21 protein-coding genes, 1 tRNA gene and 1 pseudogene are annotated in these 21,653 nt (G+C 49.2%); 6 read left to right on the top strand and 17 right to left on the bottom strand.

Features of this window, described 5'->3' with window-relative positions; all coding sequences use genetic code 11:
• Positions 1-65 precede the first annotated feature (65 nt).
• Positions 66-1,475: an esterase/lipase family protein gene (locus EOE67_RS14485; protein WP_127700054.1), complete on the top strand. Its 1,410-nt coding sequence runs from the start codon at positions 66-68 to the stop codon at positions 1,473-1,475.
• A 19-nt stretch (positions 1,476-1,494) separates the two neighbouring features.
• Here EOE67_RS14485 and EOE67_RS20540 read toward each other — a convergent pair whose 3' ends face one another.
• The 5 genes from EOE67_RS20540 to EOE67_RS14465 all read right to left on the bottom strand — a co-directional run bounded on the left by EOE67_RS20540 (position 1,495) and on the right by EOE67_RS14465 (position 5,006).
• Positions 1,495-1,647 (bottom strand): hypothetical protein, encoded by a 153-nt coding sequence (locus EOE67_RS20540; protein WP_164852347.1) that lies wholly within the window; start codon positions 1,645-1,647, stop codon positions 1,495-1,497.
• A gap of 26 nt (positions 1,648-1,673) precedes the next feature.
• On the bottom strand, positions 1,674-2,330 hold the full coding sequence (locus tag EOE67_RS14480; RefSeq protein ID WP_127700053.1) for a hypothetical protein: 657 nt from the start codon (positions 2,328-2,330) through the stop codon (positions 1,674-1,676).
• A 4-nt stretch (positions 2,331-2,334) separates the two neighbouring features.
• The gene (locus tag EOE67_RS14475; RefSeq protein ID WP_127700052.1) at positions 2,335-2,694 is read right to left on the bottom strand and encodes a hypothetical protein; all 360 of its coding nucleotides are present in this window, start codon (positions 2,692-2,694) and stop codon (positions 2,335-2,337) included.
• A gap of 215 nt (positions 2,695-2,909) precedes the next feature.
• Positions 2,910-3,785, bottom strand: coding sequence for a hypothetical protein (locus EOE67_RS14470; RefSeq protein ID WP_127700051.1), 876 nt, complete (start codon positions 3,783-3,785; stop codon positions 2,910-2,912).
• Positions 3,786-3,878: 93 nt separating this feature from the next.
• Entirely contained in the window at positions 3,879-5,006 is a 1,128-nt protein-coding gene (locus tag EOE67_RS14465; RefSeq protein ID WP_127700050.1) for a helix-turn-helix transcriptional regulator, read from the bottom strand.
• A gap of 234 nt (positions 5,007-5,240) precedes the next feature.
• Between EOE67_RS14465 and EOE67_RS14460 the strand changes: the two genes are divergently transcribed.
• From EOE67_RS14460 to EOE67_RS14450, 3 genes are all read left to right on the top strand, one after another.
• Positions 5,241-6,089, top strand: coding sequence for a DUF2306 domain-containing protein (locus tag EOE67_RS14460; protein WP_127700049.1), 849 nt, complete (start codon positions 5,241-5,243; stop codon positions 6,087-6,089).
• Positions 6,090-6,291: 202 nt separating this feature from the next.
• Positions 6,292-7,470: a DUF418 domain-containing protein gene (locus tag EOE67_RS14455; RefSeq protein ID WP_164852346.1), complete on the top strand. Its 1,179-nt coding sequence runs from the start codon at positions 6,292-6,294 to the stop codon at positions 7,468-7,470.
• A 96-nt stretch (positions 7,471-7,566) separates the two neighbouring features.
• Positions 7,567-8,499 (top strand): helix-turn-helix transcriptional regulator, encoded by a 933-nt coding sequence (locus EOE67_RS14450; protein ID WP_127700047.1) that lies wholly within the window; start codon positions 7,567-7,569, stop codon positions 8,497-8,499.
• A gap of 171 nt (positions 8,500-8,670) precedes the next feature.
• Here the strand turns inward: EOE67_RS14450 and EOE67_RS14445 are convergent, their stop codons facing one another.
• From EOE67_RS14445 to EOE67_RS14410, 8 genes are all read right to left on the bottom strand, one after another.
• On the bottom strand, positions 8,671-9,414 hold the full coding sequence (locus EOE67_RS14445) for a 2OG-Fe(II) oxygenase (RefSeq protein ID WP_127700046.1): 744 nt from the start codon (positions 9,412-9,414) through the stop codon (positions 8,671-8,673).
• A 375-nt stretch (positions 9,415-9,789) separates the two neighbouring features.
• Positions 9,790-11,952, bottom strand: a complete 2,163-nt coding sequence (locus EOE67_RS14440) for a TonB-dependent receptor (protein WP_127700045.1) — start codon at positions 11,950-11,952, stop codon at positions 9,790-9,792.
• A complete protein-coding gene (locus EOE67_RS14435; RefSeq protein WP_127700044.1) occupies positions 11,937-12,467 on the bottom strand; it encodes a hypothetical protein in 531 nt (176 codons plus the stop codon). The genes EOE67_RS14440 and EOE67_RS14435 overlap by 16 nt, the downstream gene beginning before the upstream one ends.
• A 38-nt stretch (positions 12,468-12,505) precedes the next feature.
• Positions 12,506-13,570: a tetratricopeptide repeat protein gene (locus tag EOE67_RS14430; RefSeq protein WP_127700043.1), complete on the bottom strand. Its 1,065-nt coding sequence runs from the start codon at positions 13,568-13,570 to the stop codon at positions 12,506-12,508.
• 72 nt (positions 13,571-13,642) lie between these two features.
• Positions 13,643-14,128: an Ig-like domain-containing protein gene (locus EOE67_RS14425; protein ID WP_127700042.1), complete on the bottom strand. Its 486-nt coding sequence runs from the start codon at positions 14,126-14,128 to the stop codon at positions 13,643-13,645.
• 10 nt (positions 14,129-14,138) lie between these two features.
• Positions 14,139-15,725, bottom strand: a complete 1,587-nt coding sequence (locus tag EOE67_RS14420) for a DUF4331 domain-containing protein (RefSeq protein ID WP_127700041.1) — start codon at positions 15,723-15,725, stop codon at positions 14,139-14,141.
• Between the two features lie 260 nt (positions 15,726-15,985).
• Entirely contained in the window at positions 15,986-16,675 is a 690-nt protein-coding gene (locus EOE67_RS14415) for an anti-sigma factor (RefSeq protein ID WP_127700040.1), read from the bottom strand.
• Positions 16,672-17,211 (bottom strand): sigma-70 family RNA polymerase sigma factor, encoded by a 540-nt coding sequence (locus tag EOE67_RS14410; protein WP_127700039.1) that lies wholly within the window; start codon positions 17,209-17,211, stop codon positions 16,672-16,674. Before EOE67_RS14410 ends, EOE67_RS14415 begins: the two co-directional genes overlap by 4 nt.
• A 286-nt stretch (positions 17,212-17,497) precedes the next feature.
• Between EOE67_RS14410 and EOE67_RS14405 the strand changes: the two genes are divergently transcribed.
• Positions 17,498-18,472 carry a GGDEF domain-containing protein gene (locus tag EOE67_RS14405; RefSeq protein ID WP_127700038.1) on the top strand — a complete coding sequence of 325 codons (975 nt, stop codon included), beginning with the start codon at positions 17,498-17,500 and terminating at the stop codon, positions 18,470-18,472.
• A 148-nt stretch (positions 18,473-18,620) separates the two neighbouring features.
• Here EOE67_RS14405 and EOE67_RS14400 read toward each other — a convergent pair.
• Positions 18,621-18,944 (bottom strand): annotated as a pseudogene (locus EOE67_RS14400) (Arm DNA-binding domain-containing protein); the annotation flags it as partial.
• Positions 18,945-19,012: 68 nt separating this feature from the next.
• On the opposite strand from EOE67_RS14400, the gene EOE67_RS14395 reads away from it, so the two are divergent.
• Positions 19,013-19,450 carry a hypothetical protein gene (locus tag EOE67_RS14395; protein ID WP_127700036.1) on the top strand — a complete coding sequence of 146 codons (438 nt, stop codon included), beginning with the start codon at positions 19,013-19,015 and terminating at the stop codon, positions 19,448-19,450.
• Here the strand turns inward: EOE67_RS14395 and EOE67_RS14390 are convergent.
• The 3 genes from EOE67_RS14390 to EOE67_RS14380 form a co-directional block, all read right to left on the bottom strand.
• The gene (locus EOE67_RS14390; RefSeq protein WP_206099608.1) at positions 19,424-19,960 is read right to left on the bottom strand and encodes a PEP-CTERM sorting domain-containing protein; all 537 of its coding nucleotides are present in this window, start codon (positions 19,958-19,960) and stop codon (positions 19,424-19,426) included. The two genes, EOE67_RS14395 and EOE67_RS14390, sit on opposite strands and share 27 nt — an antisense overlap.
• Before the next feature lie 800 nt (positions 19,961-20,760).
• Positions 20,761-20,847: transfer RNA gene (locus EOE67_RS14385), tRNA-Leu, on the bottom strand.
• A gap of 187 nt (positions 20,848-21,034) precedes the next feature.
• On the bottom strand, positions 21,035-21,526 hold the full coding sequence (locus EOE67_RS14380; RefSeq protein WP_127700035.1) for a rhodanese-like domain-containing protein: 492 nt from the start codon (positions 21,524-21,526) through the stop codon (positions 21,035-21,037).
• Positions 21,527-21,653: the final 127 nt, after the last annotated feature.

The following is a 21,653-nucleotide window of genomic DNA, read 5'->3' as shown; positions in this document are numbered from 1 at the left end:
CTTTCCATACTGGCATGTCAGCTAGATTATTGGTTCAGCGTCATCGAAAAAAGAAGGAGCTTTTTATGCTGGTTGTGTTTGTGCATGGCTGGAGTGTGAGCAACACTGACACTTATGGCGGTTTGCCGGAAGCGCTGGCCAGACTGGGCGTTGATGATCCTCAATTGAGAGTTAACCAGCTGTTTCTTGGCAAGTACATCAGTTTTGCCGATGAAGTGAAGGTCGATGATATTGCCAGAGGGATGCAGTTTGCGGTCAATACTGAAATTCTGCCGCTGTTGCAGGCGAATGAAAAATTTGCCTGCATCACCCATTCGACCGGCGGACCTGTGGTGCGTTGTTGGCTGGAACTTTATTTTAAAGACCGGTTAGCACAATGCCCGATGCAGCACCTGATTATGCTGGCGCCAGCCAATCATGGCTCGTCTTTGGCGCAACTGGGGAAAAGTCGGGTATCGCGCTTAAAATCGCTGACGCTCGGCATCGAGCCTGGCATCGGGGTGTTGGATTGGTTGGAACTTGGTAGTGATCAGAGCTGGCAATTAAACCAATCCTGGTTGCACTATCAATGTGTTGCGCAGCAGTTGTTTGTATTTGTGCTGACCGGTCAAAGCATCGACCGGGCTTTGTACGACCATCTGAATTCTTATACCGGCGAGCCCGGCACCGATGGCGTGGTGCGGGTTGCGGCTGCCAATCTGAACTATGCGATGTTGCGCTTGGTGCAACAACAGGATCGCTTTGAATTGCAGCGGACTGCTCAAGCTGAAACTTATGCTTTTGGTATTTTGCCAGGCCTTGCTCATGCAGGTGATGCCATCGGCATCATGAGCAGCGTCAAAGCGGACGACGGCAGTCATCCGACACTGTATTGGGTTCGACAATGTCTGCAAGTGCAGGATGCGGCAGGGTATCGGCAACTATCTAAAGATTTAGCGCAGCTAACCAAAACCACCCAAAAACAAGAACATGTCACCATGGCCAGCAGCGGTTTTTTGTTTGACCGTAAATTCATCACCAGCCGCTATAGCATGCTGGTGTTTCGGATGAGCGACGATCGCGGCAATCCAATCCACGATTACGACATTAAATTTACTGCAGGTCCGGACTTTAACGAAAATCACCTGCCGAGCAGTTTTTGTGTAGATCGCCAGCTTAACCAGCAAAATCCAGGCAAATTAACCTATTACGTTGATTTTGATGTCCTAAAAAACTGGCTGAAAAAACCGGAACTGGCGGATTGTTTTGGTTTTAAAATTCAGGCCCGTCCGAGCAGTGGTTTTGCCTATTATCAGGTGGCGGAATATCAAGGCAGTTTTAAACAGCTCAGCCAGGATCTGGCCGCAAATCAGACGCTGATGATTGAGATTGTGCTGAAACGTGTAGTGCATCAAGGGATATTTCAGTTAAGCAGCGAGTTACAGCCGGAAGATTTTGGTGGCCAGCAGGTTGGAAATCCGCTGCCTGATATCTAAGGCAGCGGGTCGTGCCCGGCTAACGCTGAAAAATCAATACCAGCTGTGTTTCGTACACAAAAGTAGCGGCTAGTTTGAAATGTGCCGCGAGCATGTTTTCACAAAGATTCTGAATTTCCGCGTCCAGATTGGCGGTGGTGGCAAGGTCGATGCGGCGAACTTGAGCGTTCATAAAATACATTCCTTTGGTTGATAAAGTTACAGGGCAATGCCGTTGGCTTTAAGCTGAGCGATTACTTTTTTCAGTTTGTCGTCACTGGTGTTCAATTCTATCGCGAAGCTGCCAAAGTTGCTGTAACCAGCGTCCACCGCCGCTTGATTAAACAACGCTTTTTGCGCCTCGTTGGAGCCGTTGAATATTTGTGATAATTTTCCTTTGGTTAGATTTTCGGCACTTGGAACCACATGCACCGTGTTCACCGCCTTTAATGCCTTTGTTGCTTCCGTCGACAGCGTGCCATCCGGTGCCTTGGCGAACATAATCGCCGCCCCCTGTGATTTTACCGCTTCTTTGCCAATCGCCAGCCGCTGATAAATGCCACTGTTGTCGCTGGTAGCGAAGATGCCGGAATAACGTAATTCCATGATGACTTCGGCACTGTCGGCGGCACCTTGGTTGTTAGTTCCGGCGTCGTCACCAGCATTGCGGTTCGTCGGCACTAACGCAAATTCTGCCCTTTTGTAGCCTAAAGTTGCATCTAAAGTACCGTTGGCGGGTTGTTGTGCCAAACCAACACCAATGGTGGTGGCAGTGGTGGCGATCACTGAATACCCCTGGGTGCTACAGCCGGTCAGGAGAATGAGCTGACTAAACAACAGCGTCAGCAGTGCTTTGGTGAAGTATTTACTTTTCATAACGTTAAAGCTCCTTTTTGACGATTGGGTGTGAGGTTGTCTGCATCTTGATCCCGTCTCCGGCCGGACAGGTACTGACTTCGACTACTGCGTGCTGAATGTCTGCCGGTACTGCAATCACTGAGCTGGAGGTATAACCAAGACCCAATGAAAAAGCGGGAAAATCTGAAATGGCCAAGCCAAAGGACTTAAGATTGACGGCGGTAATGTTGGAATGTGTTGGCGCTTTGGGTACTTCCAGCACACCAAAACCGATCACCATATATTTGGCGGAAGAAGGTGAATCGCGTAGCGGAGCGACACAGCCAGCAAGGCCGAACAAAACGGGTAACAGGCATAGCGTCCGGATAACACTGTATGGCATTAGACGTCCTTGCTGTATCGATCAATGAGAAGGTTTTCTTTGTGTTGGTCAGCCGTCTTGTTAGTTTGTGCTTTGGATGGCGCCGAGCTTCAGAAAATGTAGTCCGTTTTGCCGCGGTTTCCACGAAAATTGACCGATGAGTGGATTATTTTGCTGAGGGGGCAGGTGACAACACACCACGCCCATTGTTTAATCTATTTGCAAGCGCCGGGCGGTTATTTTGTCGGTGGTTGCGGGCTGACGGCCGGTTTTTTTTCAGCATCCGGGTTTACTGATTTATCGGTAACTTTGTCCGTATCGACACCCGAGGCTTTGTCGATTGTGCTGCTTGTTGCGCCGTCGGTTTCCTTGTGGTCGGGCTTGGCAGTTATGTTCTCTGCCACTTTATCGGTAGAGCCTGCTGCGGAACTGTCTTGCGGCAGCAACGCCGCGACATTGGAGTGTGGTAATACTTTGACCCTGTTTTCATGATAAATAAACAGATAACTGGCGGTGCGGCTGATGAGACTAGCGCCTTGTAAGATCAAGGTTTTCTGCTCTTTTTGCGGCATCGGGTAAACCAGCAGAATTTCCAACTTGCTACCTTCATCTGCACGAATATTTTTTGCCAGTTTATTGCCATTGCTCCAGGCTGCCATCACCAGATAACTGATCAACAACAACGGCATCCAGAGTGTCGGTTGCGGGGACCACCAGCGTTGAAAGTTTTTTTCAGTTGACTGCGCATAGCGGAATATTCTGCTGCGGCAGTGCCGTTCAAAAGCGATCGCGACGACGAACACCGATACCATCAAGGCTAACGCCAGTACCACTTCCGGATGGGTCAGTGCCGCCAGTAAAAAGTCGCTGATTTCCAGATAAGGCAATACATTCAGCCCAAAACGGTACAGTAGGGTGGTCTGGAATAACAAACCCATCAGACTGATCGCCAGATACAACAATGTCAGCGTCAGACTGGGATTTTCGCTGGCAAACAGCTGGCAGCGCTTGAGCAATTGGTTGGTTGTTTCATCACTGTGCTGCGACATCGGAAACATTGCGGCACGCTCTGCTTTGGTGGCCGCCAACCATTGTTCGTGAGTTACTGACATGTCCATCCCTGCACCTGCGTGATATTTTTGCTATCAAATCATATAAATACTGTACTTCACAAGCCCTAAGCTGCTGCCGGTGTCTGCCACCGCTTAGGGCTCTTTGTCGGTAAATCTATCACCAAAAGTCTGACGGAACTCATGTGGGGTAAAGCCGACCATGGTTTTAAAAGCCCGGCTAAAAGGACCGACCGAAGCAAAGCCACTTTCCAAGCCGACGACGACCACCGGCCAGTGTCCTTTGCTGGGATCTGCGAGCAGCGTTTTGGCGTGTGCAATGCGCAGGGTATTAATAAACTGATTAAAGTTGCTGGCCTGAAACTGTGAACGCAGCAATTTACTGATCCGGTACTCCGGCACATCGAGCTGCTTGGCCAGATCGGTCAGTCGCAGGTTTGCTTGCAAAAAGAGCTGCTGCTGAAATAGCAATTGGCGGATGCCATCACAAAGTAACTTGTCAGCTGCTGTGATGGATAAAACCTCAGTTTCGGTGTCAAACCCAAGGGCCATTGCGCTGGTTGTTTCGGTATTCGTGTCCGTTGAAGCATCAGTTTTAATGGCGGTGTTATGTCGATGAAACCGGTTATAAATCAGCCATTGTGTCACCAGTAGCACCGCTATAGCCGCGCCGGCCGCCAACATCTCACGCACCAAAGGTACATCGGTATTGGCTTGCCAGATTTTCGCAATGACGACCCCACTGGTGATAGCGGCAACATAAGTTCCCAGAAACAGCTGCCGCTGCCAACGCTCACCGGCATCAGCGGTGCGGTAACCACGACAGCCTTCCCAGAAGGCCAACATCATCAACGACGACGACAGTAAAACCAGCAGTTCCTGCACCGCAAACCGGGCAGGGTTTATCAGCGGGGAACTCTGTGGCCAGAACAGCTGTAAGAGCTGCAACGCCTGCAGCGTAATAATCAGCAGCGCAACAGAGGCTGCCGCAAGTAAATGTCGTAATCGTATTGCCTGCTGTTGCCGAAACAACGCCCGCGCCACCAGCCAATAACCATTGCAGGTCATACAGACGCCCATACCCAGCAGATACTGGTAAAAGCCAAGTTCTGTCCCGCCCAGTTGCTTAATCGCCATGATGGCGATGGAGCCACAAAATGCCGCAAACAGCAAATGGATGGGCTGTTTTTGCCGGACCCACAGTTGGCTGCACAACAACACAAAACTGACCAGCAGCAGCGTGGTGTATATGGTCTGGAACATCGGGCGACTCCGGCATGAAAATATGGCTAACGATAGCTGATGCTAACAGCAGTTTTTCCACGCGGTCAAAACAAAATGTGTTGCTGAAAGTTCTGCCAGGCTGCACCCGAAAAAACCGCTGGCCTTGCGCTCCTTTTGCCTAAAAACCTTGCACCGAATTCCGAATTCGGCGCGAAAACGGCCGTGCACTGCCCGATGATCAAGGCCAATGTTGATTCAATCAGGGAAAAAAATATGTCAGAGCAGCATGTCGCTGAGCAGACCTTTCGGGTGGTGGCGCAGCCCAGCAGTCATTTCGCCGCACGGGTGTTAAAGGGCAGTGTGATCAGTTGGTGGTTGCTGGCATTGATCGGGCAGTGGTTGTTTGCCAGTTATATTGCCGTGCGTTACGGTGGCCCGGTGCTTGATGGCAATTACGCAGCCGTCAACCAAGGTAACCACATCATGGGCTATCAACCGGGGGCAACGACCCATAACCTGGTGTATTTCAGCCATATTCTGCCAGCGATATTGCTCAGCATCTGCGGCATCCTGCAATTGATCCCGCAGATCCGGCAACGCTGGCCGCAAGTGCATCACTGGAATGGCCGGATTTTTATGACTTTAGGCATTTCCGGTGCGCTGACCGGACTTTACTTAACCTGGGGCAGTGGCAGTCGACTCAGCGATGTCGGCGCTATCGGCATCACACTAAATGGCTTGTTGATCCCGTTGGCCATTGTGCTCGCCTGGCGTTATGCCGTTGCCCGCAATTTTGCAGCGCATCGCCGCTTTGCCGTACACAGTTTTTTGCTGGTGAACGGCGTCTGGAGTTTTCGGTTATATCTGTATGGCTGGTTTGTGTTGAATCAGGGACCTAACGGCAATACCCGTTATCTGGATGGCACGGCCGATATTTTTTTCTCATTTGCCTGTTATGTGGTGCCGATGCTGCTGGCCGAACTGGTGTTCTGGGGCCAACGTCAGCCTAATGCTGGCCGCAAATGGTGCGTGGCCGCAGTGGTGACGCTTGGCGCATTGCTAACACTGATTGGCATCGTCGCCGTAACAATGGCGACCTGGTGGCCGGTGCTTACTGGTTAGTAACTGCTGGTTAGTGATTGCAGGCTTGTCACTTGGGGCAGGTTATCAGGTTGTGCATCGTAGAATTACGACAAAACAGCAACCTGAGACACTTTTTTTCCAGTGAATGTTGGCAGAATTCAGCTGCTGATGGAGCTCAACAATCGCTATTCTCAGTGCCAGAAGCAACATGTTCCGGCCTGAGCACGACTGGAAAAATGTAATGCAAGCAATCAAACGAAGTAATGAGGTGGACGTCATCCGGATGATGGCGCTGTTGGGGATCTGCGTGGTCAATATTCATTTTATGGCGTTGCCGGTGGAGGAAGTGTTTGCTAAACCAGCTTCGGCGGCTGACAAAATGGCGGCATTTTTGGTGGAGTGCTTGTTCCAGCTAAAGTTTTTTCTGTTGTTTTCATTTATTTTCGGCTGGGGGATGGCCATCCAGCAGCGATCTTCTCAGGCGCAGAAACGGCTGACTGATCCAGCTCCCGAATTACCAAACCAGCCCCCATCCTTTGCCAGGCGGTATTTTCGCCGGATGGCCGGGTTAGCTTTATTGGGAGCGGCGCACGCAATTCTGGTATTTAGTGGTGATATTTTGCTGCTGTATGCGCTGCTTGGCTGTTTGTTGTGGTTGATCAAAGATTTCACGGTGCCGAGGTTACTGCAGGTTGCTGGCTGGATGGTGCCGTTGAGTATGCTCTGTCTGACGCTGCTTGCCGTGCTGTTTGCGGACATGGCGAACCCGAAACTGCCGTTGCCAGGCGTGATCGGGAGCGAAGCTAGTGGCTTAGGCGGCAGTTTTATCGCAGCAACGCAGCTGAGAATAGCCGATTGGCCCGCCACCTTGGGTATATTGCTGTTGCTCCAGGGGCCGTTAGCTTTTGCGGCTTTTGCCGCTGGGCTGGCGGCGGCTAAAACGGACTTTTTTGCCCACGGAAGTAGTGGTTACCGCTGGCTTGGCAAACGATGCCCGCTGTTGTTGGCCATCGCTTTGCCGTTAAATGCCTGGTATGCCGCCGTGATGGGAGGGCTCATCGCACCATCCAATGAATGGCTGAGTCTGGGTGGTTTGGTGCTGGCTGCAGTGGCGGCTCCGGCATTGTCGCTGGTCTATTTATGGCTGTTTATCTGGGTTGCCCGCGTCATCACGGTGCCGCAACTATTGGTGTGGGCGGGTAAAAACACCTTGTCCTGTTATGTGCTGCAAGGTGTGATAGCGGGTTGGGTATTTGGCGGTTATGGTTTAGGGCTGTTTGGCCACTTTGGTCAGTGGATGTTGTTGTGGCTGGCGCTTGGGATTGCGTTGGTCTCGATGCTGCTGGTAGGGTTGTATGCTGGAAAGTTTAGTCGTGGCCCATTAGAACAACTGCTACGCCGGATGTCAGGCTACTTCTAATGCAAAGACTTCTGTAACGCAAAGATGTCTGTAACGCAAAGATTTCTGCGGCCACTGCAACAACCCCGTAGCTTCAAGGATGAAGGGTATCAACAGATGACAAAAAACCTAGAATTACCTTATAGGTTAGTGCCGGAGTGGGCATTGCTTCAAGCCTTGCCCAAGCATATTCACAGCAGATTTTCGGCGGCGCTGGTACTGTTGCACCACGAGCTGCCTGAAGCGCTGTCGTGGCGGCAAATTGCCATCAAATGCGCGATTTCGCCATATCATTTTCATCGCCAATTCAGTGAGTTATTCCACGAAACACCGGGCCGCTATCTAAGCCGCCTTCGCCTGCAACAGGCGGTTTCAGCTTTGCTGTTGGACAATCATCAAAGTGTCACGGATATCGCGCTGCACTGCGGTTATTCATCATCGCAAGCCCTTGGCAAAGTGCTGAAACGCGAAACTGGCCTGAGTGCTTCTGACATTCGAGCTATGGCGCAGCATGCTACGCCAGCCGAAACGGCGCTGTTGCTGGCAAAACTGGCGCATCCTGGCGCCGCACCATTGCCGCTCGCTGCCATCCAAAAGTCGCTATCGCTGGAACAGCAACTCGCGCAAACTATGCCAACGGAGCTGCGCTGGTATCCCAAACGGGGTTACCGGAACCTGCCGGATAGTAGTCCCGACTGGGACCATTTATGCCGGCAGCACGCTGAAAAAACGCTGCGGCTGGTGGTCTGTACGCCGATCAGGGAGCTGAATTTGCCCTGGAACGACATCGCGGCAAAAGTCGGTGACTGGCAGTGTGACGAGGTGCTGCACGATCACTACATTGATGCCGGCTATTTCTTATGTTGTGAGGTGCAGGTGGTGTCGGATAGCGGCTATAGCGCGGCACTGGAAGCTTTGTTCTGGCAAGTAGAGCAGCACCAGTTCAACATCAACCCTGCACGGCAATTGATCGAAATGGTGCGCCAGCTGCCCTGCGACAGAGATCAAGGTGTGGTGTTTTCGTTGCAATTACCGGTATTGATGGCGTAAAGCGGACCGCGGTATTTCCTGCTCATTAGATGGCGCAAGCGGATACCAAAGTTTGGCTGGTAACGGTCGGTTATGCAGCCGGAACATCCGGCGTTTCTCAAGCCAGGGAAGTTTGCCGGACTCCCAATTGCCTTACGACAATAAAGATGTGTTATTTAAATCCGGTATTGCTTACTCCGACCAATACCAGCTCGTCAGGTTATAGCGATAGGGGCTGCCGGACTCGCCGCGAACCGGGTTCACCCAATGCTCAGCACCTTCTGATGAAGGGTCAAACAACACGCAGCGATTAAACAAAGGTGCGATATAAACCGGGTGATCATCTTTGCCGCTAAAAACCAGTTCCCCCCCCTGAGTATCATGCCAATGTTCATTTAAATACAACAACATACAAACCTCACGCCCCGGCGAATCATCCGCATGCTGATTGACAAAATCTTTGGCGCCTAACCGAAAATAATTGGTATTGAGTTCAGGGTTTGCCACATGAATATCGGTGATTTGCACCCGGAACAGCCGCGACAACAACGCCATAAATTCAGCCCCGCGTAAAAACTGCAAGAATGCCAGCGCCGGATTGGTTATGGTCGGCGTGGCCAGCACGTTTTCAGTCCCGGCGCTTTGAATATCGATGTTATTGCTGCCAGCAAACGCCGTACGCTGCCACAGATCCCGCTGCACAAAACGCTGCGCTGCTGGTGTTTTCTGCCACTTCGCTTCATCGACATACAACGCTGAATAGGTGTGCTGCTGCGTTTGCCAGCCTTGTTCCTGCTGTAAAATCCGGCTGACTTCCAGGAGTTTTACCGGATCAAACAACTGATCAATCACCAGATGATGCGGTGTCGAGTGCAGTAAAGCTTTGCGATAAGCGCGGATAGCAGGGGCGGCGATATGCTGTTGATTCAGCCACATGGAACAAACTCGCAGGTCTTGGCGGATAAGGGATTAGGGCGCGATGATACAATATTTTGAGCGGTGATTGTTTGGTTTGATGTTTTGGGTGGATATGGGAAAATATTTGGTGCCGTTGCGGGCGGTTGCAGTGAATGAACTATTTATCAATAGTTTGCGTTGCAGATATCCATATAGCCTGATGAATATCTGCAACCTAAGGTGCAGTTTTTACGGTTTCTCTAACTGATAAAGTGCCGAGAATCTACAACATCGATGATGGTGTGGCGGCATGTACAACCCAGTCATTCCAGCCATGTATTTATGTGACCACCAGTATCAGCCTTAACGTTGTCCGCACTGGTGTTCACATTGTTCACTCTCAGAATAAATAGCTCAGAATAAATAGCTCAGACTAAAGCGCAGCATTCTTGGCTCTAAAGGGTGGAGATGGCGATCTGCGATCGCAATACTTTCATTGGCCAAACGAGATTCATAAAAATATTGAATATCAGCCGCGCGGCTATTCAGCGCATTATGCAATTCCAGTTGCCATTGCCAGGATGCCGCAGCTGACGGGGTTGTTGCTGATGTCGCAGCACCAGCCGTTTGCTTCGATTTTCCAAACTGAAAACTGCCGCTCAGTTGCATGCTGAGCTGCGTCACTGAACTTGCCCGCTCAATACCGCTACTGTCTAAATAACGTGGGCCCAGATGGCGGATTTTCAGCAGCCACGCCAGATGATCATGGCTATGATATTGCAATTTAGCCATCACCACCCGTGGCACACTGCCCTCAATATAACGGCCATCTGCAGTGTTGCGGTATTCTGCCCGCGTCAACGCCAGCTCTAACGACGTCGACCATTGATGGTTCAATTGATAGGCCAATGTGCCTTCGACACCATAACGCTGACTGGCACCTTTGTTTTCAGTTTCTGCAGCATCAGCCACATAAACAAGCTCTTGCTCAGAAAACATTTGCCATACACCCGCGGAGTATTGCCAGGTATCGATAGTGGCTTGCCAACTGATAGCGCTATGTTCAGTGCGTGACCACAAGCTGGCATGTGTGAACTGATCAATTGCTAGAGCGGAGGCATCGGTCATGGCATTGCCGGACAACAATCGGGCATCATTGGAATGCATACCTTGGCCATAACTGATGTGCCAACTTTGTTGCTCAGTTTGATAAGTCAAAGCCGTACGCACACTGGTAATGCCGTCGGCAGATTGTGCGCTGGCGGTTGCAGGTTGGATTGCCGTTGATGAGGTGTTTACAGCAAAGAGCAAATCCTCGACTGTTGCATCCAGCCAATCGTAACGTAACCCCAATTCGACCGACCAGGTATCCGTTAATTGCCATTGCTGTTGGCTAAATGCCGCCACTGACCATTGGTCGATTTCGTCAAGCTTCAGGCTTTGGATACGCTCCCGCCGTTGACTATGGGCAAGCTCAACCGGTGCTATCTGATCTTGCCGGTACTGCAGGCCATACTCATGCTGCCATTGCCCGGCAAATAGCTCACTCGTTTGCTGACGACTTAATGCAGCGCCCCATTGGCGCCGATCATCAACTTGATAAAACTGGTCGCCAAGCTCAGGGTTTTCAAGAAAATAAGTGAAGTTAGACCACAAGTCGAGACGGCTTTGCAGCGCATAAGCATTCAATGCCCAATCATCGCGTAACCACTGCGTGCTGATGCTATAGCGATGACTATCACCGCCAGCGCTATCATCGAGGGCTAAAAAACGACTTTGACCGGCCGTGATCAATCGTTGTGGTATTTGATCAGCGGAATTCCATTGATTTTGATAGGCCATCAACGTCAGGCTGAAATACTGCTGCACCGTTTCCTGACTATAACGCGACCACAGATTGTACTTTTCAACCTGTTCTTGCAGCCCTTGCCATGGGCCATCGTAGTGCTGGGCTTCCAGTGCATTCAGCCACTTGCCCTGGCCGATATTTTGGCTGGAAATACCGAGTAGGCGCCGATAGCCAAAGGCGCCGACCGAGATGCCCAGCTGGCTGCGAGCCTGGTCGCGCAACAATAAATCAGCAGAACCCGCGCTGGCAAAATCTCCGGCTTGCGCTTGCGCCGGGCCTTTTTGGTAATTGAGCTGGCCAAGTAATTCAGGAATTAAAAAATTTAAATCGGTATAACCCTGACCATGGCCGTGGCTGCGGGCATTGACCGCCATCCCGTCGATGCTGGTAGCAAAGTCGGTACCATGATCTAAGTTAAAACCACGCAGAAAGTATTGATTGGCTTTGCCGGAGCCTGAATGTTGAGTCACCACTAAACCAGGCACGTTTTCGAGCACATCCGCCGGGCGCAATTCGATATTTTGCTCGGACGCTAACTGGATCTGACCATTTTGCGCTGAGTTTGTCCGCTTTAACCTGGTGCCTTGAATTAAAATGATTTCGTCCGGTAATTGATGCAAACCATCAGCGTGCGCTGTAGTGAAGATGATGCCGCTGGCATTCAAAAGCAAACCCATCGTGGCCAATTCTAAGGTTTTGCAAGACCAATAGTTTATAGGGCGAGCCATGGGGTTGCCTCCGCCAAAACTTGTTCTCCATTCGGGGTTTGCAGCAAAGCTTTGTGCTCATGGATCTGAGTGAAGAGTCGATAGTGCAGCCATGCCGCGGTTGGGCAATTGCTTTGGAGGGACAACTGCAAATAGTATTGCTGCTGAATTTGTTTCAGTTGCCAATCAGAATCGGCGCTTTGCCAGCTACATGCTAACGACTGACGATTGCTGTCGTGCAGCACTAGCTGTTGTTGTAAATAGACCAGAATTTGCGGTTGCTGATCTTTGACCATGGTCCAGGTTAAGTCACGTTGCGTCGACCAGCCTAGTGTCAGTTGCAAATCGCTCAGCGCCAATTGCAGTTGTAATACCGGCCCGGTCATGTGTGCAGTTTTTGTCTCAAGTTGGCCATAGCTGGTGCTTAAGCTATGCGCCTGCGCAGTACTGCTAAGACCCAGCACCACGGCCAACACTGCGGTTAATCGCGGCTGCAGCATGTTCCAGTCGCGACTGAAGTGGCTTCTAGGCTGCATTCTATGCTGCAATAGATATCTAAAGTTAAAGTGAAAATTCATAGCGACGGCTCCTCCGTGTCTAATAAATCCAATGCGGCTTGGGTCCAACCGCTTTGCAGCGCTAACTTGTGGTCATCTGGCTCTTTGGCTTGTTGATAATTGAGTCCGGAATACTGCTGTGCTTTGCGCGCATTTGGCTGTAAATGCAGGTAAAAGTACGCCAGATCAGCACTATGCAGCAGATCCTGACGCCGCTCGCGTAGCTGAATTTGTGCTGCCGCCAATTGTTGATAATGCTGACCTTGATTGGTTAATTGCTCAGCGCGGGCCAGCCGTAGCAATAAACTGTCTTCAAGCGCGGCATCCTTGTTTAAAGTCGCCAGGCGTTGATAGACCGTCGCCGGCTCAAGGGACAAGGTTAAGTCGGCCCATTTAATCCAAAACGGCACCGGAGCCTGACTTAACCAGGGCAATAAATGCGCTGTCGCAACCGCGGGCTGTTGTAACCACTCCGCTTGTTCTGCCAGCGTTGCTTGCAGATATAACCGCTCTGGCAACGGCATATCGGTCTGACTGGCCAGCTTGAGTAGCAGTGGGTAACTTTGCTCAACCTGACCGGCACGACCAATGGCTTCTAAACTGCAAAGCTGGAATAAAAATAATTCTTTGAATGCTAACAAAGGTTTGCATGCTGCTAAGGCTTGTTTGGGCTGCGCACGGACCAAGGCAATTCTGGCGCGGACCAAGGCAATTTGTGGCTGTGGCTGGAGCAGTTCTGCTTGTTGCAGCGCAGCAAGAGCCGTGTCAAATTGGTGTTGCTGCTGCGCCAGATCGGCGCTTATCAGCCAATATTCCGCGCTTGGTTCCGGGGCAAGTTGCTGAAAATGAAGTTGGGCTTGTTGGAACAACCGACTCTGGCCAGGTAAACGTGCTTGCTGGAGCAAAGTGGCGATCTGTTTTAATGCGCTACCACTATTGTTGGCAGGTGCCTGGGCCATCACCAACACGGTTTCGGCTGGAGGCTCTGTTTGCTTTGTGTCCATTGCCTGCACTGCGAACAGAGGCTGTAGTGAAATGCAGCTGACGGCAAAAGCGCAAAGATGCTGTGACCAAGGTTGCATGCATGTCTCCTTAAATGCTTAAAAATGGGCGGCGACGCTTGCCGCAGCCCTTATGCTGTAAGTCTTTTCAATTTAAGGTTGCAGTAGATCCGCATAATCACTGTATTGCGTCGCGTCGGCGGTAAAATCCCGACCGTTTAACGGCAGCGCAGTTTGTGTCGAATTACGGCCAAATGCTTGACGGCTATATTGCAAATACGACAGCTGTGCCCGATTGATTTTGATATTTACCGTGCCACTGATCACATTGGTGCCATCGGTCACTTCAACCTCAAACTGATCATTACCCGTTTGCTCAGCGGTTGGCTGATAGGTAAATTTGCCTTGCGCTTCAATATTGACGGTACCGTTGGTGGGCGCTTTCTTGATGCTAAAACGCAGCGCATCGCCGTCAGCATCAGTGGCGACTAACTGCGCCATTAAGGTTTGATCGGTGACAATGGTGAAGTCGTTCAGCGCAAACTTGGGTGAAGTTTTCACTGGCGGTGCATCTTCTGCCCGATCGGAATTACAACCGGCTAAAACGAGGCACAGCACGAGGCTATAAGCGAATTTCATGGTTTTCTCCTTAGTTCGGTGAGCCGGCTAATGGCGTGCGCAAATACGGGAAGCTGGAATCCATCATCGAGGCATCGAGCGGGGCGCCGTCGGTAAATGGCACATTTCCTACAGGCGCATCGGCTGGTTTACACACGCCTAAATTGGTTGGTTGGCCGTTTACTGGAATGTCATGGCACAAAGCGCCCATCATCACCCGCAGAGCAATATCGACGACGTCATCACCAGGCCGGCGACCATTTGGAAAGCCTGCTAAATCATTACCCGCAACCCCCAAGGCTGATTGCATTGCTGCTGGTGTTGCGGCAATTTTGGTGTTTAAGCGGACCATTTCCGAAGGTGTCACTTTGGCTAATTGGTTCACCCCTGGCACGCCGGTTAAAAAGGCTGTAACCAAGTCAACACGTGGAAAATTGCTGGGGGCTAGATCCGGAATATTGGCGCCCAGAGTGGTATTCACGGCATCCCGAAACAGGATATTTAATAATGCAGGCAGACTTGGGTGGGTGACATAGTCGGCAAACTGGCCATCGTCTTTGGGAGCACTGCCAGAAAATTTATCTTTATCGGCAATGCCAATCACCAGTTCATTGACCAGTGGCTGACCTAAACGCGACACCTGCACCGAAGCGCCACCATTTTTTTCGCTGTTGTTAAAGCCAGGTTTTGGATTTAGTAACCGTGATTGGGGCAAGCTGGCGGTGGTCCAGGCACCAATTACGCCGTTACCAGTCCCAGTGACACAGGCTTTTGGTAATTCCAGCGCCAGGGTGGTGATGTTTTTGCCGCGTAAATCATCATTGGCCGCGTTTTGGGTAATACCACCCGGAAAACCGCCGTTGTCGCCAGCACCCGGAGCACTATCGCCTTCAACTGGTACATAGTTAACCAGGTCAAAAGTCTCACCTAAGTTCACCACAAACGGGTCTTTACGCTGACCAACAAATACCCGAGCTTTAGCCGGGCAGTTCGGAATGCTGATTTCATACTGATATTGGTTGGCGTAAGCTTGATATTGGCTGGCATCACCAAAGGTTTTTTGACCTACATAATCATAGGGTTTCACAAAAAGACCATCCGCTTCGGCCGAGCGGATCACCGTTTTTGGACTGGTTAAACTTGGGCCTTGCACCAGACTCAGTTCATAACGTTCTTCAAAATTGAGTGCCGCTTTGTTGCCTGCCGATACACCACCAACATGTTTTAATGGCACACCAATCATTTTTTGCTGGCCAGCAGGGCCAATGGGCAACTGCACGCCTTTATTGCTGTTGACCAGTGATTGACTAAAGCGAAATTGAAACGTCAGATCTTCAATCGCATCACCATCTTGGTCAAAGTGAATGTTGTAAACCGCTGCTGGATCCAAGGCAAAATAATTCGGGCCGCCTTGTGGATCTTGCAGCGGGATATAGTTTGCCAACACTGTGACGTAGTCACTGCGATTGGGTTCATAACTATTAAAGACATAAAAATCAGTAGAATCGACGGTGGGTAACCGGGTGATATTTGGCGCTTCGCGGTGACTTGATGCTAAAGCCGAACCACAAAGGCTGGCACAGATCGCGAGACATAAAGCGCTTACGGTAGTTTTCATCTTGTTATTCCTCTGGTTTGTGTACGTTGCTTTTGCAGTAACGACAAAGCAGGGGCGGTGGATGCAACCAGGTTTAAATTAATTAAAAAATAATTGTTGTTGCTACGAAGGGGGGGCTGACGCAAAGAGGAAGAGGTGTGCTGACGAAAACAGATGGTGGATGTCGGGCGCTGCGTCACAACAAGTCTTGATTTAACCGGAAAAAAAGTTAAATCAAGACCGTTCGCAATCAAACCTGCGCTGTGTTGACAGCCAGTTCTTTATAGTTGAACCAACTGCGCAGTATGTAAGACGGGTCCTGTTGGTTGACCGGTTGGCGAGCCGCCTTTGGGTTCCAGACTCACCGCTAAAGCAGCCACTTTTAAGCCGTTCACACTGGGTGGTAAAGCGCGTTCGGTGTTTGCTTGTTGTGGCAATAAACCAAGCGAAATAGGTGGCTGGCCATTTTCAGGTAACATCCATAATTCGTAGTCGGCATCGGTTAAGGGTTGCACCGCCGCTGTTGCTTGCACTTTTAGTTGCTGTTGCTCCCACTTCACGACCCACAAGGCTTGGGCTTGGCTATTTTGAACAATCGCCAGTTGCGCCGGCACTTGCGTCGGAACCACCGGCTCAAGTCGCGGCAATAGCAGAACCAAAGCTAAACAAGCGACCAGCGCCAAAGCAAAGGTTTCTTTCCAATAACTGCGTGACTGCGGCGGTGGAGCTTGCTCTAAGGCGCGCCAACCGAGGCGAATGGTCACTCGTTGCCACACACTTGCATCGGGCATGACCGGTTTTAACTGCTCGACGACCGGATTTAAATGTCGCTCCCAGCGCCATACGGCTTGGCGTAAACTTAAGTGCTGCATCAATAAACCCTGAAAGCGCAATCGAGCCTTGCCGCGCATCGACCCCAACACATAACTGACGGCCAGGGCGTCTTGTCGTTCCTGCTCTAAATAGTTCATGCTTCGAGGCACCTTTTGAGTTTCGCTAAGCCGCGGCGGATCCAACTTTTAATCGAACCAAGTGGTGCGCTGATATATTGGGTAATTTCCTGATGGCTTAAACCATTGACAAAAGCCAAATAAATCGACTGTCGATGGTCGGACTCAAGGCCTTCCATACAAAACTCCAAACGAGCTTTGTCGGAGGCTGGATCGGTAAATTCACCCGTGTGTAGCGCCTCCATCCAGCTTTCATCCAGCTCGATATGTTCAGCTTTCACTTTTCTGCTTTTTAATAAATCCAGTGCCCGATAGCGCGTGATACTGATCATCCACGTCATCACCGTGCCTTTTTCCGTATGGTAGTCACCGGCGTTATGCCAAATTTTGATAAAGGCGTCCTGCAGTACATCTTCAGCCCAGTCACGGCGGCGCATCAATTGCAAACTGACTGCAAATAGCTTGGCTGAAGTGGCTTGATATAAACTTTCAAATGCTGCTTTGTCACCCTGAGCACTGGATCGCAGCCATTCGAGCAGCTGTTGTTGTGGTGTCATAAATATTCCTTGTTTGTGTTGATGATTCATAACTACGCCAAAACATCGGCAATAGATGCAGCAAAATTATTTTTTGAGTGAATAAGTAGCAAGGACCACGAAAGATAGGTATATCTTTGATTGCTTAATTACAACAACCGAAGATACGCTAAGCTGTGTTCTATTGTGGAACATTAAAAGCCAATGAGCGCTGAGTCTTATCCTGTTTTTTAATCATGGTAAGGCTAGCCTTGATGGTCGTGGCCTCGAATTGAATTCATTTCAAAGCAGTGACAGGGACGCAAAAGTGGACTTTATTAAAGAGATTTTTAACGGTAACTTTATGCCACATGGCCATTGCCTGCTATGGCGTGGCGATCTGCTGTTTTTACATGTCGGTGGCGATTTACTCACTTTTACTGCTTATATGTTGATCCCAATTGCTTTAGTAAAGCTGGTCAAATCCAGAGATGATTTCCGGTTTAATTGGTTATTTCTGATGTTTGCCGGCTTTATTTTTTTCTGCGGCGCCACCCATTTAGTAGGGCTCATCAACATCTGGAATGGTTACTACTATATAGAAGGCATTGTTAAATTTTTGACCGGGATCATTTCCATGGTAACCGCAGTGATGCTGTGGCATTTATTGCCGGAAGCGATCAGTTTCCCGAGTAGACGCCAGTTGCAGCAGAAAATAACTGAATTGCAGCAAGCGGAAAAGCAACTGGCTGAATCCAACCAGCGGCTGGAAGCAGAAGTGAAAAAACGCACTGCACAGCTCGAGAAAATTGCAACCACCGATGAGCTGACAGGGCTGTATAACAGGCGCGAGATTATGCGGATCCTGGATGTTGAAATTTCCCGAGTGTCCCGACAACAGACAGCACTGAGCATTATGATGTTGGATCTTGACCATTTTAAAGCCATCAATGATCAGTATGGGCATCAGACCGGTGATGTTACTTTGCAAAATGCCGCTGCATCTATTAGCCAGGGTATTCGTAAAACTGACGCTATCGGCCGTATCGGCGGTGAGGAATTCCTGATCATCATGCCAGATACGACGATCGAAAGTGCCTATGACCACGCCGATCGGATCCGCCAGACGTTAGCCGTGCAAAAGGCCGCAGATACAGCGGAGCAAGGTTGTACGGTAAGTATTGGTGTCGCGCAATTTCTGCAGGACGACACCTTACAAAGCTTCATTCAGCGCGCTGATGAAACTTTGTATCGTGCTAAAGCAGAGGGGCGGAATCGGGTTTGTCGCTCGCTTAGTGAATAAAATCTCAGAGCAGTTGCTCTGGCAGCGCGCTCAGGTTGTGTTCTTTAAGCAAATGAAAATCCAATCAGGTTCGGGTAATCGAAGCGTCACAACTTACAATTATTTTAGGTACATCTGATATTGATGGTATCCGTCATCGTTTCGCCAACTATAGAGGTGGTGCAGTGTCCCAAAAGAACTGGCTAACCGTAGGCGCCTTTTTTAAATCATCACGTTCAGCCTTTGGGTCATGACCTTCAGCAATGTTTTGCAGATGCTTACTGGCAATATTGCGGGCAAGCGTCACATCAATATCCGGGAAGCGTCCAATCGCTATTGAACTCTTGCGCCCAGTATTGGTACTGTAGCGAAGCAGCCAACGTTTGTTACCAGTGCGGCCAGACAAACACTTCAGCCCGATGACTTCAGTGTCTGAAAACTCAAGGTCGGTACCCTTGGCATCTTTGGAGTTGGCAGGAAGCGCTTTAATACGCTCATTGGTGAATTTGAATTTTTCTCCATAGGATGGCCTTGTTTTGAAAGGATTTTATGGATTTATATATGTTTGAATTACGGGGATTTACGGCTTTGTGCCAAAAGCGGTCATATAGGTGGCTCGACCAAACTGCTTTTGAACGGCAGGATTGCATACCATTGCCGACACTCGACATGGAATATTTTGGATTAAAAATAAGAATTATAATCAAGCTAAAACAACATCCTGATAAAACTGATATCGGTAGAATTAGTAATGGCTTCGACTTTTTAGATTATCAATTTGGACAAGAAAAAAATAACCGTTTCAAAACGAACTTTGCAAAATCACATTCGTCGAATAACGCAGCTTTATGGTCAAAAAAGCATTTACCAAACTGGCAAATGCTTCTTGATGATTATCGACAACATTGGGCTAAATGGGTTTATTCAGCCATACCGTCGTCGATAATTAATTTTGATAGTCAATCAGTAGACTTAAGATTGTTGCTTAAAACGACGTGATGCAAAACCCATAAGTCCTAATGCGAAGATGGCTAGGGTAGATGGTTCTGGTACGGAGTCCACGGATACAATTTGAGTTAAAGTAGTGGCGGGGGTTGCTCCACAACCCTGGTCCATTGCATTTATACTAATTGTGGCACACCTACTTCCTGCGCCGAATCCGAGGCCAGGGCCACCGCGTCTGTTCCACCTTTGACCCTCATCACCGAAAGAGTTTCCTCCTAACAAAAATGCATTGGCCATGATATCAAAATTAAAATTATCATCAACAGTGGGATTAAATCTGTAGTTGTGAAGTGCTAATGTATCGTTCCAAAAACTTAAACTGATTAGTTCTTCGTCTCTAAAAAAATGATCAAAATTTAAATCTTCAGCGGTGAAACTACCTTTTAGATATGTTTCACCATCTAATTGAAACTCAAAATCGTATGCTAAAATCCCAGCATTTGCCAAACCACTCACACCCAAAACCAAACCAGCAAAAGCCATTTTCAAAGATTTATTATTCAATTGATATTCCTCTTAATTCCTTCACAAAAGTCTTGGAAGGTAATAACTAAAGTGTTAATTCACCGCACACTGAGGGTTGAGCAAAAAACGCGCCATCATTAATATGTTAAATAATTACAATGAGTTAAAGGCATGCAATGAATCTAATTTTGGAGTATGTAAAATAATCCGACAAAAGAAATTAGCTTTAAACCAACCGTCCGCTTTCTTTAGAATCAGTTAAAATTTGCAAAAAATCCTGAACGTCCGCAAATCTCTCAAACCAGAGATTCGTTTTTTCGAGAGCGTCTAATCTGAACAGTTGTAACTCGCTCAAAGCAGTAATACCCTTAAGGTGGGTAATTATTATAAAAGGCTAACCATTGGAGTTTTTCGCAGATACATCAATTGCGCCGGGTTGTTAAAGTGAGTTGTCGCTTTGAATTCACCCAGTACATTACTGGGTCAAACAGAAGTAGTTAACTTGAAGGACGCGACAATAACTCAAACAAATCAGCATCAGTAACAGACAAGTACCGGAGCTTCGGAACTGTCTACCAAGCAACGACGTCCCATTAAATCAACATCAACAAATCCCACGTGGGATTTGTTTGCAAGTAGTTGCAAGCAATGCGAGCTAAATACACAACAAAAAGAACCAAGTTTGGACCGGGTGGTTTATTAGCAGTGTTTTTGTAAAGTGAAATATGCTCGAGAATTTCCAAAAAAGAAATAGAAATACTTAAATAGAATCAATGCACTAAGTAGCATAACTAGGGCGTAATGGGTTGTTTGTTTTAGCGGATTACTTATAAGGATTTTGGTGCCTGGGGTCGGACTCGAACCGACACGTTGTTTCCAACGGTGGATTTTGAATCCACTGCGTCTACCGATTTCGCCACCCAGGCATTGAGGGGTCGTGCGGAGTAAACAGGGCTGATTATACAAAGCTTGGTTGGCTTCGCAAGTAAAATTTCAATGGTAGCAATTGATTGCGTGTTTTTTCGGCAATGGTAGGTATTGGCGGGTTTTGTTCTCTGCAAAAACGTGCGCCGGTGGGGATGGCTTCAACCGGCGATCGTTGGTTTGGTGCTGCTAGCAGCTGCAGGAGATCTGAGTTTCTTTTTGTTTTGCTTGCTCCGCAGCTGCCGGTGCGACCATATTTTCACCCTGCGCAAATGGTAACCCTTCATCGGCCCAGCCGGTGATGCCGCCAATCATTAATTTCACCGGATAGCCAAGTTTGGCAATTTTGTAGGCGGCCTGATCGGCGCCATTGCAATGCGGGCCAGCGCAGTACACCACAAAAGTTTTGCCGGTTGGGAATAGCGCCATCCGTTCGGCGCTGATTTGGCGGTGCGGCAGGTTTTTAGCACCTTTGGCGTGTTGCTGCAAAAACGCTGCTTCGGAGCGGACATCGAGCAAAATAAAATCGTCGGCGCCGGTGGATAAGGCGCTGAAGACGTCTGAGCAGTCGGTTTCAAAGGCCAGTTTGGCGGCAAAATGCGCTGTCGCAAGTGCAGCGGGGGCGGCTGGTGTTGCCAGCACATCAGAAGTGTGTGTGGCTAAAGTAGCAACTATCGACATCAAATATCTCCTCGGAAAAATAAAGCAACAAGATTGCTGTGAGTTCAGGAACAACATGGCTATTTGAACAGTTGCCGATGTTTGCTACCATTGGCTGACTCGCCAATAAAGCCAAGAAACCAGCCAG

The sequence above is a fragment of the Rheinheimera riviphila genome (assembly GCF_004005945.1).
In the GTDB taxonomy this organism is placed as follows: Bacteria; Pseudomonadota; Gammaproteobacteria; order Enterobacterales; family Alteromonadaceae; genus Pararheinheimera; species Pararheinheimera riviphila.
Note: the sequence above shows the minus strand (reverse complement) of the source record. Positions and strands in the feature narration are given on the sequence as shown.

What these genes read in the sequence shown, in the direction of transcription:
- EOE67_RS14485 (WP_127700054.1), top strand. Translation starts at nt 66, where the DNA reads ATGCTGGTTGTGTTTGTGCATGGCTGGAGTGTGAGCAACACTGACACT.
- EOE67_RS20540 (WP_164852347.1), bottom strand. Translation starts at nt 1,647, where the DNA reads ATGAACGCTCAAGTTCGCCGCATCGACCTTGCCACCACCGCCAATCTG.
- EOE67_RS14480 (WP_127700053.1), bottom strand. Translation starts at nt 2,330, where the DNA reads ATGAAAAGTAAATACTTCACCAAAGCACTGCTGACGCTGTTGTTTAGT.
- EOE67_RS14475 (WP_127700052.1), bottom strand. Translation starts at nt 2,694, where the DNA reads ATGCCATACAGTGTTATCCGGACGCTATGCCTGTTACCCGTTTTGTTC.
- EOE67_RS14470 (WP_127700051.1), bottom strand. Translation starts at nt 3,785, where the DNA reads ATGTCAGTAACTCACGAACAATGGTTGGCGGCCACCAAAGCAGAGCGT.
- EOE67_RS14465 (WP_127700050.1), bottom strand. Translation starts at nt 5,006, where the DNA reads ATGTTCCAGACCATATACACCACGCTGCTGCTGGTCAGTTTTGTGTTG.
- EOE67_RS14460 (WP_127700049.1), top strand. Translation starts at nt 5,241, where the DNA reads ATGTCAGAGCAGCATGTCGCTGAGCAGACCTTTCGGGTGGTGGCGCAG.
- EOE67_RS14455 (WP_164852346.1), top strand. Translation starts at nt 6,292, where the DNA reads ATGCAAGCAATCAAACGAAGTAATGAGGTGGACGTCATCCGGATGATG.
- EOE67_RS14450 (WP_127700047.1), top strand. Translation starts at nt 7,567, where the DNA reads ATGACAAAAAACCTAGAATTACCTTATAGGTTAGTGCCGGAGTGGGCA.
- EOE67_RS14445 (WP_127700046.1), bottom strand. Translation starts at nt 9,414, where the DNA reads ATGTGGCTGAATCAACAGCATATCGCCGCCCCTGCTATCCGCGCTTAT.
- EOE67_RS14440 (WP_127700045.1), bottom strand. Translation starts at nt 11,952, where the DNA reads ATGGCTCGCCCTATAAACTATTGGTCTTGCAAAACCTTAGAATTGGCC.
- EOE67_RS14435 (WP_127700044.1), bottom strand. Translation starts at nt 12,467, where the DNA reads ATGCAGCCTAGAAGCCACTTCAGTCGCGACTGGAACATGCTGCAGCCG.
- EOE67_RS14430 (WP_127700043.1), bottom strand. Translation starts at nt 13,570, where the DNA reads ATGCAACCTTGGTCACAGCATCTTTGCGCTTTTGCCGTCAGCTGCATT.
- EOE67_RS14425 (WP_127700042.1), bottom strand. Translation starts at nt 14,128, where the DNA reads ATGAAATTCGCTTATAGCCTCGTGCTGTGCCTCGTTTTAGCCGGTTGT.
- EOE67_RS14420 (WP_127700041.1), bottom strand. Translation starts at nt 15,725, where the DNA reads ATGAAAACTACCGTAAGCGCTTTATGTCTCGCGATCTGTGCCAGCCTT.
- EOE67_RS14415 (WP_127700040.1), bottom strand. Translation starts at nt 16,675, where the DNA reads ATGAACTATTTAGAGCAGGAACGACAAGACGCCCTGGCCGTCAGTTAT.
- EOE67_RS14410 (WP_127700039.1), bottom strand. Translation starts at nt 17,211, where the DNA reads ATGACACCACAACAACAGCTGCTCGAATGGCTGCGATCCAGTGCTCAG.
- EOE67_RS14395 (WP_127700036.1), top strand. Translation starts at nt 19,013, where the DNA reads ATGTTTGAATTACGGGGATTTACGGCTTTGTGCCAAAAGCGGTCATAT.
- EOE67_RS14380 (WP_127700035.1), bottom strand. Translation starts at nt 21,526, where the DNA reads ATGTCGATAGTTGCTACTTTAGCCACACACACTTCTGATGTGCTGGCA.